We start from the raw sequence: 15,305 nt of genomic DNA, 5'->3' as shown, positions 1-15,305 counted from the left end.
TTATCCCTTAAGCAGAGGCCCGGCCAAAGGCCGGCCGTTTACGGTCAAATGTCCATCCTGGTAGCAAGTACTGCATGGCTGTGGCGTCATTACGTCCGCCCGCCGGCAGTGATTTGTAGTGTTCGTTTGCCAGGCGGAGTCGTTCCCAATCCAGTTCAATGCCCAGGCCAGGCGCATCTGGCACCGTGATTTTGCCCTGACGGATCTGCAGCGGCTCTTTTGTCAGGCGTTGATCGCCCTCCTGCCAGATCCAGTGCGTATCTATGGCGGTGGGATTACCGGGCGCGGCGGCACCGACGTGGGTGAACATCGCGAGAGAAATATCAAAGTGGTTATTCGAATGGCAGCCCCAGGTTAAGCCCCATTCATCGCACAGTTGCGCGACCCGAACGGCGCCGCTCATCGTCCAGAAGTGTGGATCGGCCAGTGGGATATCGACAGCATTGAGCATCAGCGCATGGTTCATTTCACGCCAGTTGGTGGCGATCATGTTGGTGGCGACCGGTAATCCGGTCGCACGACGAAACTCGGCCATCACCTCGCGCCCTGAATAACCCTGCTCGGCGCCACAGGGATCTTCTGCATAGGTCAGAACATCCTGCATGCCCTTACAGAATCCGATCGCCTCGTCCAGCCACCACGCGCCGTTAGGATCGACGGTGATGCGCGCCTCGGGGAAGCGCTTTTTCAGCGCCTGCGCGGTGGCGATCTCCTGTTCGCCTGGCAGCACTCCGCCCTTGAGTTTGAAATCTTTGAAACCGTATTTATCCTGCGCCGCCTCGGCCAGCCGGACAACCGACTCGCTATTCAGCGCTTCCTGATGGCGCAGGTGATACCAGTCATGCTGCGCCTTCTCACCCGTCAGATAAGGCAAATCGGTTTTACGGCGATCGCCTAAGTAGAACAGGTAGCCTAAAACCGTCACCTCATCGCGCTGCTTACCCGGTCCAAGCAGTTCGGCGACCGGCACGCCCAGGCATTGTCCCAGAAGGTCCAGCAGTGCGGCTTCCAGTGCCGCGACCGCGTTGACGCGCAGCTCAAAAGTCCAGGCCCCTTTGCCAAAAGTCTCGAAATCGGCGGACTGATTCCCCTGATGAATCTTCTGCACCAGCCGGTTCATACGGGCGACCTGCTGACCGATCACCTGCGGCGCGGCCTCGATTAAGGTCTGATAGAGGGTTTCTCCCCCCGGTGCTTCACCCAGTCCGGTGTGTCCTGCACTGTCGGTCAGGATCACGATATTGCGCGTGAAGCGGGCATTGTGTGCCCCGCCAATGTTGAGCAGCATACTGTCGTAGCCAGCCACAGGGACCACCTGCATAGTCGTAATAACGGGCGTCGATTGCGTATTCATGCAGGCTCCTTAGCGTGTTTTCAGCTCAATGCGTTTGATGTTATCCACCAGCACCAGGTAGCTGAGTACGGCAACGAACGCGTGGATACCGACATAAACCAGCGCGCCGTTATAAGAACCGGTAGAGGCAATGATGTAGCCGATCGCGATAGGGGTAATAATGCCGGATGCATTACCGAACATATTGAACAGACCGCCGCTCAGGCCGCTAATCTCTTTCGGTGCGGTGTCCGCCATCACTGCCCATCCCAGCGCGCCAATCCCTTTACCAAAGAAGGCTGTTGCCATGAACAGCACCACGACCCAGTCCGTCTCGACATAGTTACAGACCACCATGGACGTCGAGAGCAACATGCCGAGCACAATCGGGGTTTTACGGGCGATATTGAGTGAGCCGGTTTTGCGCATCAGCCAGTCAGAGATCACCCCGCCGAGCACGCCACCGATAAAGCCGCACAGCGCAGGCACCGAGGCGACAAAGCCCGCTTTAAGGATCGACATGCCCCTTGCCTGCACCAGATAAACCGGAAACCAGGTGATAAAGAAGTAGGTCAGGGCGTTGATGCAGTACTGGCCAATGTAGACACCGATCATCATGCGCGACTGCAGCAGTTGCTTGATCTGGAACCACTTATCACTGAAGCTGACTTTTTGCTTCTCGCTTTTCTGATCCATATTGATCAGCGCGCCGCCCTCCGCCATGTAGTCCAGCTCCGCTTTGTTCACGCCGGGATGATCGCAGGGATCGTAAATCACTTTGAGCCAGATAAAGCTCAAAATAATGCCCAGCCCTCCCATAAACCAGAACACGTGCGCCCAGCCCACCGCGGAGGTCAACCAGCCCATGATGGGCGCGAAAATTACCGTCGCGAAGTATTGTGCGGAGTTGAAAATCGCCACGGCAGTGCCGCGCTCCTGAGCCGGAAACCAGGCTGCCACAATACGGCTGTTACCCGGGAATGAAGGGGCTTCCGCCAGCCCGACCATAAAGCGCAGCATAAACAGCGCCATGACGATGGTGTAGCCGCTGAACACGTCCACGAACCCCTGCAGCAGGGTAAACAACGACCAAAGAAAGATACTCCAGAAATAGACGCGCTTAGAACCAAAGCGATCCAACAGCCAGCCACCGGGGATTTGCCCAATGACATAGGCCCATGAAAAAGCAGAGAAGATAAACCCCATCCCCACGGGATCGAGGCCAATTTCTTTTGCCATGGCCGAACCCGCGATAGACAACGTGGCGCGGTCACCGTAGTTGAATGAGGTCACAATAAATAGCATGACCACTATCCAGTAACGCGCGTTCGTCCGTTTTTGTACCGCCTCCGTTGTCTGGTGATAACTACTCATGATGCACTCCTGAAATATAGCGAAAGCTACATTCGCTCTGACTGCATACACATCGCGTTGGGTATCAGAGAGATGTAGGTTAAACACGGCGATTTTTTTTAATGGCAAACCGATAATGCGTCGTGACGAATAACCTGATCGGGAAAACGGAAATCAGTATAGGAAGCGGGTTTGGGTGAGGCATTGGAACATCACCCTGGAATAAGGTGAATGAACGATGATTTTTTGGGCTAATGCATAAACTGCTGCGGGACGTTTCACGTTATTTGTAAAAAGTCACAATAAGCACGCCCAAACAGGCGTTGATAAGCGGCTTTGTGAGAATCTTCACTTGATTTAGTAAAAAGATAATAAAACCGCGTCATCTCTCAGCCGAATATAGGTCAATTGCACAATGTGCAGGCAGTAACACCTTCTTATACTGACGGTGGCAAATACCGAACCTGTGACACCTGACGTCTCATAATGAATGCGCCGTACCAGCAAGGCGCTACGCACTGGAAGGTGAGCGATGAACCCCATTTCAAAAGAGCAACCGCTTTACATTAAAGTTCACGAAAACGATAACGTTGCGATTGTGGTAAACAGCCAGGGGCTGACTGCGGGCACCACGTTTAAAGATGGATTAACACTAACCGAACATGTACCGCAGGGGCATAAGGTGGCGTTGGCCGCCATTCCTCAGGGTCAGCCTGTATTGCGCTATGGTGAAATTATTGGCCTTGCCGTTCGTGATATTGCCCAAGGCAGTTGGATCGATGAATCACTCATTGCGCTTCCGGACGCACCGGATTTGCAGAGTTTGCCCCTGGCGAATAACGTGCCGCCTGACTTACCGCCGCTTGAAGGTTATACCTTCGAGGGCTATCGCAACGCTGACGGCAGCGTGGGCACCCGTAACCTGTTGGGCATTACCACCAGCGTTCACTGCGTGGCGGGCGTGGTGGATTATGTGGTGCAAATGATAGAGCGTGATTTGCTGCCCCGTTATCCCAATGTGGACGGCGTGGTTGCGCTAAATCATCTCTACGGCTGCGGCGTGGCAATCAACGCGCCTGCGGCGGTTATTCCTATCCGTTCCGTCCACAACCTGGCCCTTAACGCGAATTTTGGCGGGGAGATCATGGTAGTCAGTCTGGGTTGTGAAAAATTACAACCTGAGCGCTTGTTGACCGGTTCGCCCGACGTGCAGCCCATCTCGCTGGATGAGGAGGATATTGTGCGTTTGCAGGATGAGAAGCTGGTGGGCTTTGGCGCCATGGTGGATGAGATCCTCCAGGTCGCAGAGCGCCATCTGAAACGGCTTAACCAGCGCCAGCGTGAAACCTGCCCTGCCTCGGAACTGGTCATGGGCATGCAGTGCGGCGGCAGTGATGCTTTTTCTGGCGTGACGGCGAATCCCGCGGTGGGCTTTGCTTCCGACCTGCTGGTGCGCAGCGGCGCGACCGTTATGTTCTCTGAGGTCACCGAGGTGCGCGATGCCATTCACTTACTGACACCGCGCGTGATCAATCAGGAAGTGGGTCAGCGGCTGATTGAAGAGATGGCATGGTATGACCGCTACCTTGATCAAGGCAAAACCGATCGCAGCGCCAATCCCTCACCGGGCAACAAGAAAGGTGGGCTGGCAAACGTGGTGGAAAAAGCCCTGGGTTCCATTGCCAAATCAGGCCGAAGCCCGATTGTGGAGGTTCTGTCGCCCGGACAGCGTCCGACACGACGTGGACTGATTTTTGCCGCGACGCCCGCCAGCGATTTTGTGTGCGGCACGCAGCAGCTCGCCTCAGGTATCACCCTGCAGGTCTTTACCACCGGCAGAGGAACCCCGTATGGCCTGGCGGCAATCCCGGTAATAAAAATGGCTACCCGTAACGCGCTAGCCGAGCGCTGGCATGACCTGATGGACATCAATGCTGGCACGATTGCAACAGGCGAGGAAACCATTGAGCAGGTTGGCTGGCGGTTGTTTGAATTGATACTGGACATTGCCAGTGGCAGAAAGCAAACCTGGTCAGATCGCTGGGGAATTCGTAATCAGCTGGCCGTATTTAATCCCGCGCCGATAACCTGAGAAACGGGAGCGCGCAGGGCAATGACGGAACGCGCTGTACGCAGAATCCTGTTATCGTAACACCGCTGCCGCCGGTGTAATCCGAACGGCAGCGGAACAGCGTAGCAGCCTTGATCTTATCAGAGTTGCTTGCCCCACTGCTCAACCCACGGCGTGGTGACGGATTCAGGTTCTGGATGTTCCGTGGCATCAACCAGCAGAACCTCACCCACCCGTTTAGCCTGATGCTCTTGTAACAGGGCATCAAAGCGCTTACCCGCACCGCAGAAATTCTCGTAGCTGCTGTCGCCCAAGGCAATAACGCCGTAGCGCAGCCCTGGCTGGTGGCCCAGCTTGTCCTGCACGTCATGGAACAGGCCAGAAATAGTATCCGGAAAATCGCCCTGACCGGTGGTTGATGTAATCACTAAGGCGACATCATTCGCATAGTTTTGCCATTCGGCTAACGTAGGATCTTCAAAAATCCTTACGTCATGGCCCTGCTGCTGCAATGCCGGTTCTGCTTCTTCTGCAACCAGTAATGCATTGCCATAAACGGTGCCTACAAAAATACCAATTTTCGCCATTTCTTTTCCCCTTTATTCCGTCCCGCTATCCTGACCTGAGCCAGCTATAAACTCAACCCGTGGCACATCCGGCATACAGGCCTGCCAGCCAAACTGATCCATTACCCGTTGCCAGACAAGATCAAGTCCGGCGCGAATAACCAGGGGTTCTCCCGTCACCGGGTGGCTGAGCGACAAGCTGCTGGCATGCAACATTAAACGATTTGCGCCAAAGTGTGCAGCCGCCCCCCGATTCTGACGCAAATCGCCATGGGCCGAATCGCCGATAATGGGATGGCGAAGATGAGACATATGCCGACGCAGCTGATGCTTGCGTCCGGTTTTGGGTTTGAGCTCAATCAGGCTGTAACGTGCAGTGGGATAACGACTCACTGCCACCGGCATTTCTACGGTTGCCAGTGAGGCGTAATCGGTCACCGCAGGCTGAGGCGCGCGGGGGTCGCTGACAAATTTGTCGGCAATTTTATCCAGCTCTTCGACAAGCGGATAATCCAGCCGATCGCGGCCTTCCAGCCAGCCGCGCACCACGGCATGATAGGTCTTCTCCATCTGATGATGCTCAAACTGCTGGGAAAGCAGGCGGCCCACCTCACTGGACAGGCCCATTAGCAGAACGCCCGATGTGGGGCGATCAAGCCGGTGCGCCGTGAAAACATGCTGGCCTATCTGGTCGCGTACCGTCTGCATGACAAACTGCGTTTCATGGCGATCAAGCCAGCTACGGTGGACCAGCCAACCGGCGGGTTTGTTCACCGCCACCAGCCACGCATCCTGATAAATGATCTCTAACATCAGGCAGACTCATCCTCCAGAAGGGCATCCAGCTGCTTTAACGTCAACACCAGCAGGGCACGACCGGGCTGCCCGGGCGTTAACGCCACTTCAAAATAGGGGGCGATCGCGACGTTCTTCGGCAACGGCTGCCCGGCACCAATGATGGCCTGAACGCGCGGTATCAGCACCCACTGTAACCATTCCAGCGGCTGAAGCGTATCAAGGAAGAAAGGTTGCTGGCTGGTGAACGCGTGATCGTCTGGCGCAACAGACTGCCAGAGATCGTGCTCGCGCATTATCGCTTCGACCTGTTCGAGTCGTTGCAAAATTAAGTGTTCCAGCGTCATGCTTCACCTCTGACTGGATAAAAATGGGCGGCAAGCATAACCCGCAGGCATAAAAAAAGGGAGCACTGTATTAAACAGTGCTCCCGGTTCGTTTGCAGCTTTCCCGCTACGTTAGTGCTCCCTGCTCATCCGTGACAACTTTTCCCGTGCGAATTCCATTCGCGCATCATCCTGACAAATCCTTAGCATCCAGGCCCGCCACCTCTTCTGAGGGGCTCTCATTCTCCGTCCTGGAGGTGTCCTTTAACTCAATCCAGAGTGTCCTGCTTCATCCTGAAGCCTTCCTTGTGACGTAAACTCCGTTACGTTCCGGTCTCCTGGCTACCGTCATCCTGACGGCTCCTGTTGTCCAGGACATCCTGTCCGCGAGTGATATTCTCGTCAGAAATTACTCAGAGCACAAGGTGGTAAAACGCCTTATAACGATATCTTATGAAAAGCGCTCATCAGCGCAGCTAATAAGTTAATGATTTACAATATTTTTACATCTTTCCGAAATGATCACTGCGTGAAGGATAGAGCGATCTCTCACAGAGCTTGTAAGAGATCTCTCACACCGCTGATAGCGGATATCTGCAACTAGTCACTAAGCGGTTGTAAATCATTAAGAAATGATGGGATATCAGGTGCCAGCGTCTGGCGATGTTTGCGCCCTGGGGTTTCCAGAATGACATGTCCGCTCAGGTTACACAGCGAGATAATGTTTTCTTCGGAATCCGTTGTCGCGATAAACAGCGTCGGCGCCTGCTTCAGCCGGCGCTGCATCACTAAATGACCAATCAGATTTTCCTGCAGTCGGACAAAATCCTCTTCGCTCCAGACCTGCAGAAGCGTTAGCCTGTTTTGGTCGTGAGTGGCGCGCATGTCTCCTGCGAACTGGTGGGTATAAAATGCGGTAATCTGCGGCTGGAGCTGGATATCCAGCGCGCGCTCAACGGCATCCAGAGACGGCGGCAGGCTAAAGGGCTGCGGCTGCCACAGCGCCCGCTCGCCACGATTTTCAATCAGGCAGGGTGAAGGAACGCCATAAAGATCGCTACTGGCCGGTGCATGGCCATTATTCTGCTGCCAGTGCAGACAGTATCGGGTGGTAAAATCAGTTAACGCTTCAGCCGTTTGCTGCATCATTCAAATTCTCACTTCTGATAGGTTACACTTACTCACTTTGATGACCTCAGTGGTAACCGTTATGTCTTCTTATCAGCCGGATCCGGCGCTCAGCAACCTGACGCTTGGCAAGCCCACAGCTTATCACGATCGCTACGACAACAGCTTATTACAGGCCGTTCCGCGCAGCATGAACCGCGAACCACTCGGCCTTTATCCTGATAACCTGCCTTTTACGGGAGGCGATATTTGGACGCTGTATGAACTCTCCTGGCTCAACAGCAAAGGCGTTCCACAGGTGGCGGTTGGCGAAGTGGTGCTGGACGCCCACAGTCGTAATCTTATCGAGTCCAAGAGTTTCAAACTCTATCTTAACAGCTTTAACCAGACGCGGTTCGCAGACTGGGGCGAGGTGCGCCAGACGCTGGAGCAGGATCTGCGTGTCTGTGCCGAAGGCGAGGTGCGCGTCGCGCTGTTTCGGTTAAATGAAATTGAAGGTCAACCTGTGGGACACTTTGCAGGCTACTGCATAGATGAGCAGGATATCGAAATTGAAGATTATGCCTTTAATGCCGATTATCTGATTAACGCAGCCGGTCAGGAACAGGTGGAAGAAACGCTGGTCAGTCACCTGCTGAAGTCCAACTGTCTGATCACGAATCAGCCTGACTGGGGCTCGGTGATGATTCGCTATAAGGGCCCACGGCTCGATCGCGAAGCGCTGCTGCGCTACATCATTTCATTTCGTCAGCATAATGAGTTTCATGAACAGTGCGTTGAGCGTATCTTCAATGACCTGATGCGTTTTTGTCAGCCCGAACAGCTCACCGTTTACGCGCGCTATACGCGTCGGGGCGGACTGGATATTAATCCATGGCGCAGTAATGTGCCCTTTACGCCGGGTCATTCTCGTCTGGTTCGTCAGTAGTTTGCGAGGTATTTCTCAGGCTGCCGGTCAACTATAGCGTTCCACTTGAGTCAGCCCTGCCGACAAGGCTACTCTGGGCAAGGCGGCATACAGTGGATTGCCAACCAGGGATTTTCGTCACTGCATTTGCAGTGTCAGCCATCACCCCAGCGGGTGCAAAGGAGTTCATTTGATTACACATGTCAGCCCTCTTGGCTCTATGGATCTGCTCTCCCAACTGGAAGTAGATATGCTGAAGCGCACAGCCAGCAGCGATTTATATCAACTTTTCCGTAACTGCTCGCTCGCCGTGCTCAATTCTGGCAGCCAGACTGACAGCAGCCACGAGCTCCTGTCCCGCTTTGAGAACTTCGATATTAACGTGCTGCGCCGCGAGCGCGGCATCAAGCTTGAACTGATCAATCCCCCCGAAGAGGCCTTTGTTGACGGCCATATTATTCGTTCACTGCAGGCTAACCTGTTTGCCGTGCTGCGCGATATCCTGTTTGTTAACGGCCAGTTAGCCAGTTCCGGCCGGTTACCCTGCGCAGAAGACAACGACTCGGTCATGATTACCAACACCGTGTTTTCTATTCTGCGTAATGCCCGGGCATTACACGTGGGCGAATATCCCAATACCGTTGTCTGTTGGGGCGGCCACTCGATTAACGCGGTGGAATACCAGTACTGTCGTAACGTCGGTACGCAGTTGGGCCTGCGTGAACTGAATATTTGTACCGGCTGTGGCCCGGGCGTGATGGAAGCGCCCATGAAGGGGGCGGCGGTAGGCCATGCACAGCAACGCTACCGCGACAGCCGCTTTATCGGTTTAACCGAGCCGTCGATTATCGCGGCTGAACCGCCTAACCCGCTGGTGAACGAACTGATCATCATGCCGGACATCGAAAAACGTCTGGAAGCCTTTGTACGCATTGCACATGGCATCATTATTTTCCCTGGCGGCGTGGGGACGGCAGAGGAGTTCCTTTACCTGCTGGGCATTCTGATGAATCCGCAAAATGAGCATCAGGTTCTGCCGCTCATTCTGACCGGGCCGAAAGAAAGCGCCGACTATTTCCGTGTGCTGGATGACTTTATTGTCAGCACGCTCGGGGAGCAGGCACGTAAGCATTATCAGATCATTATTGATGATGCCGCCGAGGTGGCCCGCCTGATGAGAAAAGCGATGCCGCAGGTGAAAGAACACCGCCGCGAAACAGGTGATGCCTACAGCTTTAACTGGTCTATCCGCATCGCGCAGGATTTGCAGGTGCCCTTTATGCCAACGCATGAAAATATGGCCAATCTCAATCTCTATACTAACCAGCCGCCGGAAAAACTGGCAGCCGACCTGCGCCGGGCGTTCTCGGGCATTGTGGCAGGTAACGTTAAAGAGATGGGCATCCGTGAGATCCGGGAAAAAGGCCCTTATAAACTGCACGGTGATGCCGACATCATGCACCGCATGGATGAACTGCTACAGGGCTTTGTGGCGCAGCAGCGTATGAAACTGCCAGGTACTGCCTATATCCCGTGCTACGAAATCATTAAGTAAATCAGGAGGCAGCCGCCGGGCTGCCCGTACCTTATGTCACATCACTTACTTATTGTTGATGCACTCAATCTCATTCGCCGCCTTCACGCCGTTCAAGGCTCTCCCTGTGTGGACGGCTGCGTGGCGGCATTGCGCCAGCTTCTCGGCCACACGCGTCCTTCTCACGTTGTGGCCGTGTTTGACGGTGAAGCGCGCCATCAGGGATGGCGGCATCAGCTGCTGCCCGACTATAAAAGCGGTCGCCCGCCCATGCCGGAAGATTTGCAGGCTGAAATGCCCGCTTTGCAGGCGGCGTTTCGGGCCGCGGGCGTGAGCTGCTGGATTGCCGAACAGGATGAAGCCGACGATCTGGCGGCCACGCTGGCGGTAAAAATGGCGCGGGCGGGCCATCAGGCCACTATCGTTTCCACCGATAAAGGCTACTGTCAGCTACTGGCGCCGGACATTCGCATCCGCGATTATTTTCAGAAGCGCTGGCTGGATTTGCCGTTTATTGAAACGGAGTTTGGCGTTGCGCCCACTGTGCTGCCCGACTACTGGGGATTATGCGGCATCAGCAGCAGTAAAATCCCGGGTATCGCGGGCATCGGCCCCAAAAGCGCCCGGGAACTGCTGCAGCAGTTTGGCTCACTGGAATCGCTTTACCAACAGTTGGATCAGGTCCCCACCAAATGGCGCAATAAACTGCAGACAGGGCAAGAGATGGCGTTTATAAGCCGCGACGTCGCCCGGCTGAAACAGGATTTGGTGCTGGAAGGAAATCTGAATTTACTGCGTTACAGCGGTGACTAGCATCGTCAACCGATCGGGCGCCATCGCGCCCGATCGGTTCGATTAGCGCTCGTCGCGACGGCCACCGACCGCGGCCCAGATACGACGAATATGCACCGTTACTTCTTCACGATCGTGGTAGAGCTGGCGTGCGCGAATTTGCGCATTAATGCCATTTTCCGTGAGGCGCTGCTCGATCATGGCCAGATTCTGCGTGACTTCTTCATACCGCTTCTTCATGGGCAGCTTCAGGTTGAAAATGGCCTCACGACACCAGCCATTCACCAGCCAGTCCGCCATCAGATTTGCCACGCGAGCCGGTTTTTCCACCATGTCGCAGACCAGCCAGCTGATATTGGTGCGCGGTGGGCGGAAGCGGAAACCGTCTTCGCGTTCGTGAAAGACCTGTCCGGTATCCATCAGACTCGGTGCCATGGGGCCGTTATCCACGGCGTAGACCATCATGCTGCGCTGTACCAGCTGATACGTCCAGCCGCCAGGGCAGGCGCCCAGATCCACCGCATACATGCCGCTGGCTAACCGCTCATCCCACTCGTCGGCGGGCACAAAAACGTGGAAAGCCTCTTCCAGCTTAAGCGTTGAACGGCTTGGCGCATCAGAGGGAAACTTAAGACGCGGAATGCCCATATAAAAGGGGGAATTGTTTTCTGGCAGCGAATAGCCCACGTAACAGGTACCGGGAGCAATAAAGAACACGTGCACGACCGGGCGTTTTGGGCTCTCGTAATTAAGCAGAATTTTGCTCTCACGCAGGCTGGCACGTAGGGGAACGGTAAACTTGCGGCAGAATTTGGTGAGCTCTTTTGCTTCATTGGTGTCAGGCACCTCAACACGCAGCTCGCCGCCTTTCTCGACCACACCGCTCAACATGCCAACGATAGGCGAAATACGATCGTCCTGAGGCAAGTCACGCAGCAGCTCGCCGACAACCAGCATCTGGCGGGCGAAAATCAGGGTTTCAAATGGCAGTTCCCGAATCAGCCTTTCCGCATCGGGCTGCTGATAGCATTCAAACAGCACATAACCGGCATCTTCTTTTACCCGTGGAAAGCCGTAGACGTTACGCTCTGCGGCTTTCGCACTAATCTCTGCCGCACACTCTTTTTCAAAGCCGGAGCGGCAATACAGTAAAACTTTATTCATGGCGTTCTGCCTTGGTTTTAAGACGCAGTGCGCCAATCAACATCAATAGCCAGCCGACGAGGAAGAATAGGCCTCCGACTGGCGTGATAAATACAAAAAACGTTAAATGCGACAGCGCCAGTGAATAGAGGCTGCCGCTAAATAATACGGTTCCCAGCGCCATAGACGCACTGCTCCAGTAAAACCAGATGTTACAGCGATACAGCATTGCCGCACCCAGCCCCAGTACAGCCAGCGTATGGTAAGCCTGATATTCCAGCCCGGTGTGAATCCAGGCCATTTCAGTGGCTCCCAGCGTTTTGTTCAACACGTGAGCACCAAAAGCACCAAATGCCACCAGGAAAAAGCCGCTGATGGCCGCAAAAATAAACATGGCACGTCTGGACATCAATCTATCCTCAAGGTGCGTTTGCAGGTCCCTGCAAAAAAATCAAAAAGTTACTGATCATAACGAAAGCGGAATTTTTCTTGTTCGGTTGCCGCTTTAGCGAGGATCCACTGTCGAAAGGCGGCTATTTTACCCAGTTCTGCCTGGCTGTCATGACAAACCAGATAAAAAGCATTTTTGCTCACTAAAACGTCATTAAACGGACAAATCAACCGCCCCGCTTCGATTTCGCTCTGCGCCATAACGTTATTGGCCAATGCCACGCCCTGACCATGAATCGCCGCCTGCAACACCATGGCGCTGTGACTGAAGATGGGGCCCTGTTGAACGTTGATATGCTGAACGCCGAGCTGACGAATATAGGATTGCCAGTCACGACGCGACGCATCATGCAGCAGAGTAAAGCGAGCAAGATCCATAGGGGTTTTAAGCGGATTTTCCCCGGTCATCAACGCCGGAGAACAGACCGGCAGCAGGTATTCTGCGTAGAGTTTTTCCACACGTAAGCCAGGCCAGTTGCCCCGACCATAGAAAATCGCCACGTCCACATCGTCGGCCAGTTTCTCCTCATCGCGGTCAACGGCCTGAATACGGACATCGATTCCCGGATAAGCCAGATTAAAGCTGGAGAGGCGCGGCACGAGCCATTGAATGGCAAAACTCGGCAGTAAACTGACCGTGAGCGCGCCTTTGGCACTGCGTGCCTGCAGCTTGCGCGTGGCTTCATTCAGGGCAGAGAAGATTTCTTTAATGTCCAGATAGTAGCTTTGCCCCTCTTCCGTGAGCAAAAGCGAACGATTCCTCCGCCTGAACAGCTTTAATCCCAGAAAATCTTCCAGTGATTTGATCTGATGGCTGACGGCAGCCTGGGTGACAAACAGCTCTTCAGCCGCTTTGGTAAAGCTTAAATGGCGTGCTGCGGCATCGAAAACCCGCAGTGCATTAAGGGGAGGAAGACGTTTTGACATGGTTATCCATAGCCAGCCTGGCAAAAAATACGCGAACTAATACAAAGGCTTTACGTATTAGAATTTATAATCCGAGACATTATAAATTGTCCGTTGATGAAGCTCCAGCAAATACCTATAGTTGCGCTACTTCCTGAGCCGGAACGAAAAGTTTTTAGATTTGTGAGTGAGTTCGCAGATTTTCTGAAAGCTTTTGGCTTGTGGTCGTGATGTTGTGTTTGCAATTTTGGTCTGACCTTTACAGATCAAGCTTTTTTAATTCCTGTAGATTTACCCTGTCTGTCCATTGTGATATTGAGTAGCACCGCAAATTGCGGTGCTTTTTTTATGGGCTGATTACTTCATTTCAACCATTTCTTTCACATCTGAACGGTTAATCTGCTGCTCATTGCCATTCGCATCTTTATAGCTGATCATACCGGTGTCAGTATCGACCTTTGGTTTGCCTTCAGCGACGATAGTGCGTCCATCATTGGTATGCATCACGTAGTTGCTTGAACAGGCAGCCAGGGTAAAGGCCATTGTACAAATGGCCAGCATTGCGGCGAGTTTTTTCATCTTCTATCTCCTTGCAGATTGATTGCACCAAACCCCCCGCGTTACGCTGACCAAAGAAACGGTCAAGTGCGATCGACTGTAAGTAGGTCGTCTCGCCATGCGGGTTAAGTTTATACCTTGCAATACTCAGCATAACCCGCTTTTCCAGCTTTGCCAGACAGACAGCCATCTTTCAGCCTGGACCTGAAAATTAACAACCTGTGAGCCACGTATGAGCGCCTTCAACCCTTCTTCATTTCGTCAGCAGTTTCCTGCGCTAAACGATGCCGGTGTCTATCTTGACAGTGCCGCCACCATGCTGAAACCGCAGACGGTGATAGACGCGACGCAGCAATTCTACAGCCTGAGCGCTGGCACCGTTCACCGGAGCCAGTTTGCTGCTGCCCGCCAGTTAACGGAGCAGTACGAACAGGCGCGTGGCATGGTGGCACACTGGCTGAATGCCGCCAGCGATCGCCAGATCGTATGGACGCGCGGCACCACTGATGCGATAAACCTGGTGGCGCATGGCTGGTTAGCGCCGCGTTTACAGCCTGGCGATGAGATAATTGTCAGTGAGGCAGAACATCATGCGAATCTGGTGCCCTGGCTGATGGTTGCGCAGGCCAGCGGCGCGCGGGTGGTGAAATGGCCGATTGGTGCCGATCGCCTGCCGGATATCTCACTGCTGCCTGCGCTGATTAACAACCGGACCCGGCTGCTGGCGGTCGGGCAGATGTCTAACGTGACCGGCGGCTGTCCCGATTTAGCGCAGGCCATTGCGCTGGCCCACGCAGCAGGCGCAAAAGTCATGGTGGATGGCGCTCAGGGCGTGGTGCATTGCCCACCGGATGTGCAGGCGCTGGATATTGATTTTTATGCTTTTTCCGGCCACAAGCTCTACGGGCCAATGGGCATTGGCGTGCTGTACGGAAAAGCGGAACAGCTGGAAGAGATGGTCCCCTTACAGGGCGGCGGAAAGATGCTGACACAGGTCGATTTTACCGGCTTTACGCCGCAGCCCGTTCCCTGGCGTTTCGAGGCGGGCACACCCAACGTTGCTGGCGTTACCGGGTTAAGCGCCGCGCTCGGCTGGCTGCAGCAGTTGGATATGCGCAAAGCCGAGATGTGGAGCCAGCAGCTTGCCAGCCTGGCCGAGGAGCAACTGGCTGAACTGCCCGGCTTTCGTAGCTTCCGCTGTGGCAGTACCAGCCTGCTGGCCTTCGACATTCAGGGCATTCATCATAGCGACATCGTGACGCTTCTGGCCGAGCACGGTATCGCCCTGCGGGCGGGTCAGCATTGCGCTCAGCCATTGATGGCGGCATTAGGCGTTGACGGCACGCTGCGCGTTTCGTTTGCACCTTATAATAATCTTCAGGATGTCGATGCCCTGCTGCGCGCCATGCGCAGCGCCATCGATCTGTTATCGGAGTTTTAATG

General features: G+C 54.4%; 15 protein-coding genes. 5 read left to right on the top strand and 10 right to left on the bottom strand.

The features are described from left to right. Window positions 1–7 precede the first annotated feature (7 nt). Both P9J57_RS04695 and P9J57_RS04690 read right to left on the bottom strand, forming a co-directional pair. Entirely contained in the window at window positions 8–1,354 is a 1,347-nt protein-coding gene (locus P9J57_RS04695) for an enolase C-terminal domain-like protein (protein ID WP_014605155.1), read from the bottom strand. Window positions 1,355–1,363: 9 nt separating this feature from the next. After that, complete coding sequence (locus P9J57_RS04690) at window positions 1,364–2,707, bottom strand: MFS transporter (protein ID WP_014594458.1); 1,344 nt, start codon at window positions 2,705–2,707, stop codon at window positions 1,364–1,366. 511 nt (window positions 2,708–3,218) lie between these two features. Between P9J57_RS04690 and garD the strand changes: the two genes are divergently transcribed. Continuing rightward, window positions 3,219–4,778, top strand: a complete 1,560-nt coding sequence (gene garD, locus P9J57_RS04685; protein ID WP_483279402.1) for a galactarate dehydratase — start codon at window positions 3,219–3,221, stop codon at window positions 4,776–4,778. 119 nt (window positions 4,779–4,897) lie between these two features. Here the strand turns inward: garD and P9J57_RS04680 are convergent, their stop codons facing one another. From P9J57_RS04680 to syd, 4 genes are all read right to left on the bottom strand, one after another. Further along, window positions 4,898–5,344: a flavodoxin gene (locus P9J57_RS04680; RefSeq protein WP_019104737.1), complete on the bottom strand. Its 447-nt coding sequence runs from the start codon at window positions 5,342–5,344 to the stop codon at window positions 4,898–4,900. A gap of 12 nt (window positions 5,345–5,356) precedes the next feature. After that, window positions 5,357–6,136, bottom strand: a complete 780-nt coding sequence (gene truC / locus P9J57_RS04675) for a tRNA pseudouridine(65) synthase TruC (protein WP_019104738.1) — start codon at window positions 6,134–6,136, stop codon at window positions 5,357–5,359. Next, on the bottom strand, window positions 6,136–6,465 hold the full coding sequence (locus P9J57_RS04670) for a YqcC family protein (protein WP_013026961.1): 330 nt from the start codon (window positions 6,463–6,465) through the stop codon (window positions 6,136–6,138). The genes truC and P9J57_RS04670 overlap by 1 nt, the downstream gene beginning before the upstream one ends. A 579-nt stretch (window positions 6,466–7,044) precedes the next feature. After that, a complete protein-coding gene (gene syd / locus P9J57_RS04665; RefSeq protein WP_024471445.1) occupies window positions 7,045–7,593 on the bottom strand; it encodes a SecY-interacting protein in 549 nt (182 codons plus the stop codon). A 61-nt stretch (window positions 7,594–7,654) separates the two neighbouring features. On the opposite strand from syd, the gene queF reads away from it, so the two are divergent. The 3 genes from queF to xni all read left to right on the top strand — a co-directional run bounded on the left by queF (window position 7,655) and on the right by xni (window position 10,826). Beyond that, window positions 7,655–8,500 (top strand): NADPH-dependent 7-cyano-7-deazaguanine reductase QueF, encoded by an 846-nt coding sequence (gene queF / locus P9J57_RS04660; protein WP_024471444.1) that lies wholly within the window; start codon window positions 7,655–7,657, stop codon window positions 8,498–8,500. A gap of 169 nt (window positions 8,501–8,669) precedes the next feature. Continuing rightward, window positions 8,670–10,034 (top strand): nucleotide 5'-monophosphate nucleosidase PpnN, encoded by a 1,365-nt coding sequence (ppnN, locus tag P9J57_RS04655; RefSeq protein ID WP_014605152.1) that lies wholly within the window; start codon window positions 8,670–8,672, stop codon window positions 10,032–10,034. A 33-nt stretch (window positions 10,035–10,067) separates the two neighbouring features. Then, on the top strand, window positions 10,068–10,826 hold the full coding sequence (gene xni / locus P9J57_RS04650; RefSeq protein WP_072138265.1) for a flap endonuclease Xni: 759 nt from the start codon (window positions 10,068–10,070) through the stop codon (window positions 10,824–10,826). 42 nt (window positions 10,827–10,868) lie between these two features. Here xni and rlmM read toward each other — a convergent pair whose 3' ends face one another. The 4 genes from rlmM to P9J57_RS04630 form a co-directional block, all read right to left on the bottom strand. Continuing rightward, on the bottom strand, window positions 10,869–11,969 hold the full coding sequence (rlmM, locus tag P9J57_RS04645) for a 23S rRNA (cytidine(2498)-2'-O)-methyltransferase RlmM (protein WP_013026966.1): 1,101 nt from the start codon (window positions 11,967–11,969) through the stop codon (window positions 10,869–10,871). Continuing rightward, window positions 11,962–12,357 (bottom strand): DUF423 domain-containing protein, encoded by a 396-nt coding sequence (locus P9J57_RS04640; protein ID WP_014605150.1) that lies wholly within the window; start codon window positions 12,355–12,357, stop codon window positions 11,962–11,964. Before P9J57_RS04640 ends, rlmM begins: the two co-directional genes overlap by 8 nt. 50 nt (window positions 12,358–12,407) lie before the next feature. Continuing rightward, entirely contained in the window at window positions 12,408–13,325 is a 918-nt protein-coding gene (locus P9J57_RS04635; protein WP_014594466.1) for a transcriptional regulator GcvA, read from the bottom strand. A gap of 336 nt (window positions 13,326–13,661) precedes the next feature. After that, window positions 13,662–13,883 (bottom strand): YgdI/YgdR family lipoprotein, encoded by a 222-nt coding sequence (locus P9J57_RS04630; RefSeq protein ID WP_013026969.1) that lies wholly within the window; start codon window positions 13,881–13,883, stop codon window positions 13,662–13,664. 211 nt (window positions 13,884–14,094) lie between these two features. Between P9J57_RS04630 and csdA the strand changes: the two genes are divergently transcribed. Beyond that, complete coding sequence (gene csdA / locus P9J57_RS04625) at window positions 14,095–15,303, top strand: cysteine desulfurase CsdA (protein ID WP_483279401.1); 1,209 nt, start codon at window positions 14,095–14,097, stop codon at window positions 15,301–15,303. The last annotated feature ends 2 nt before the right edge of the window (window positions 15,304–15,305 follow it).

It is taken from the genome of Pantoea sp. nfd-35 (genome assembly GCF_056892255.1).
This window is presented reverse-complemented; position numbering and strand designations above follow the sequence as displayed.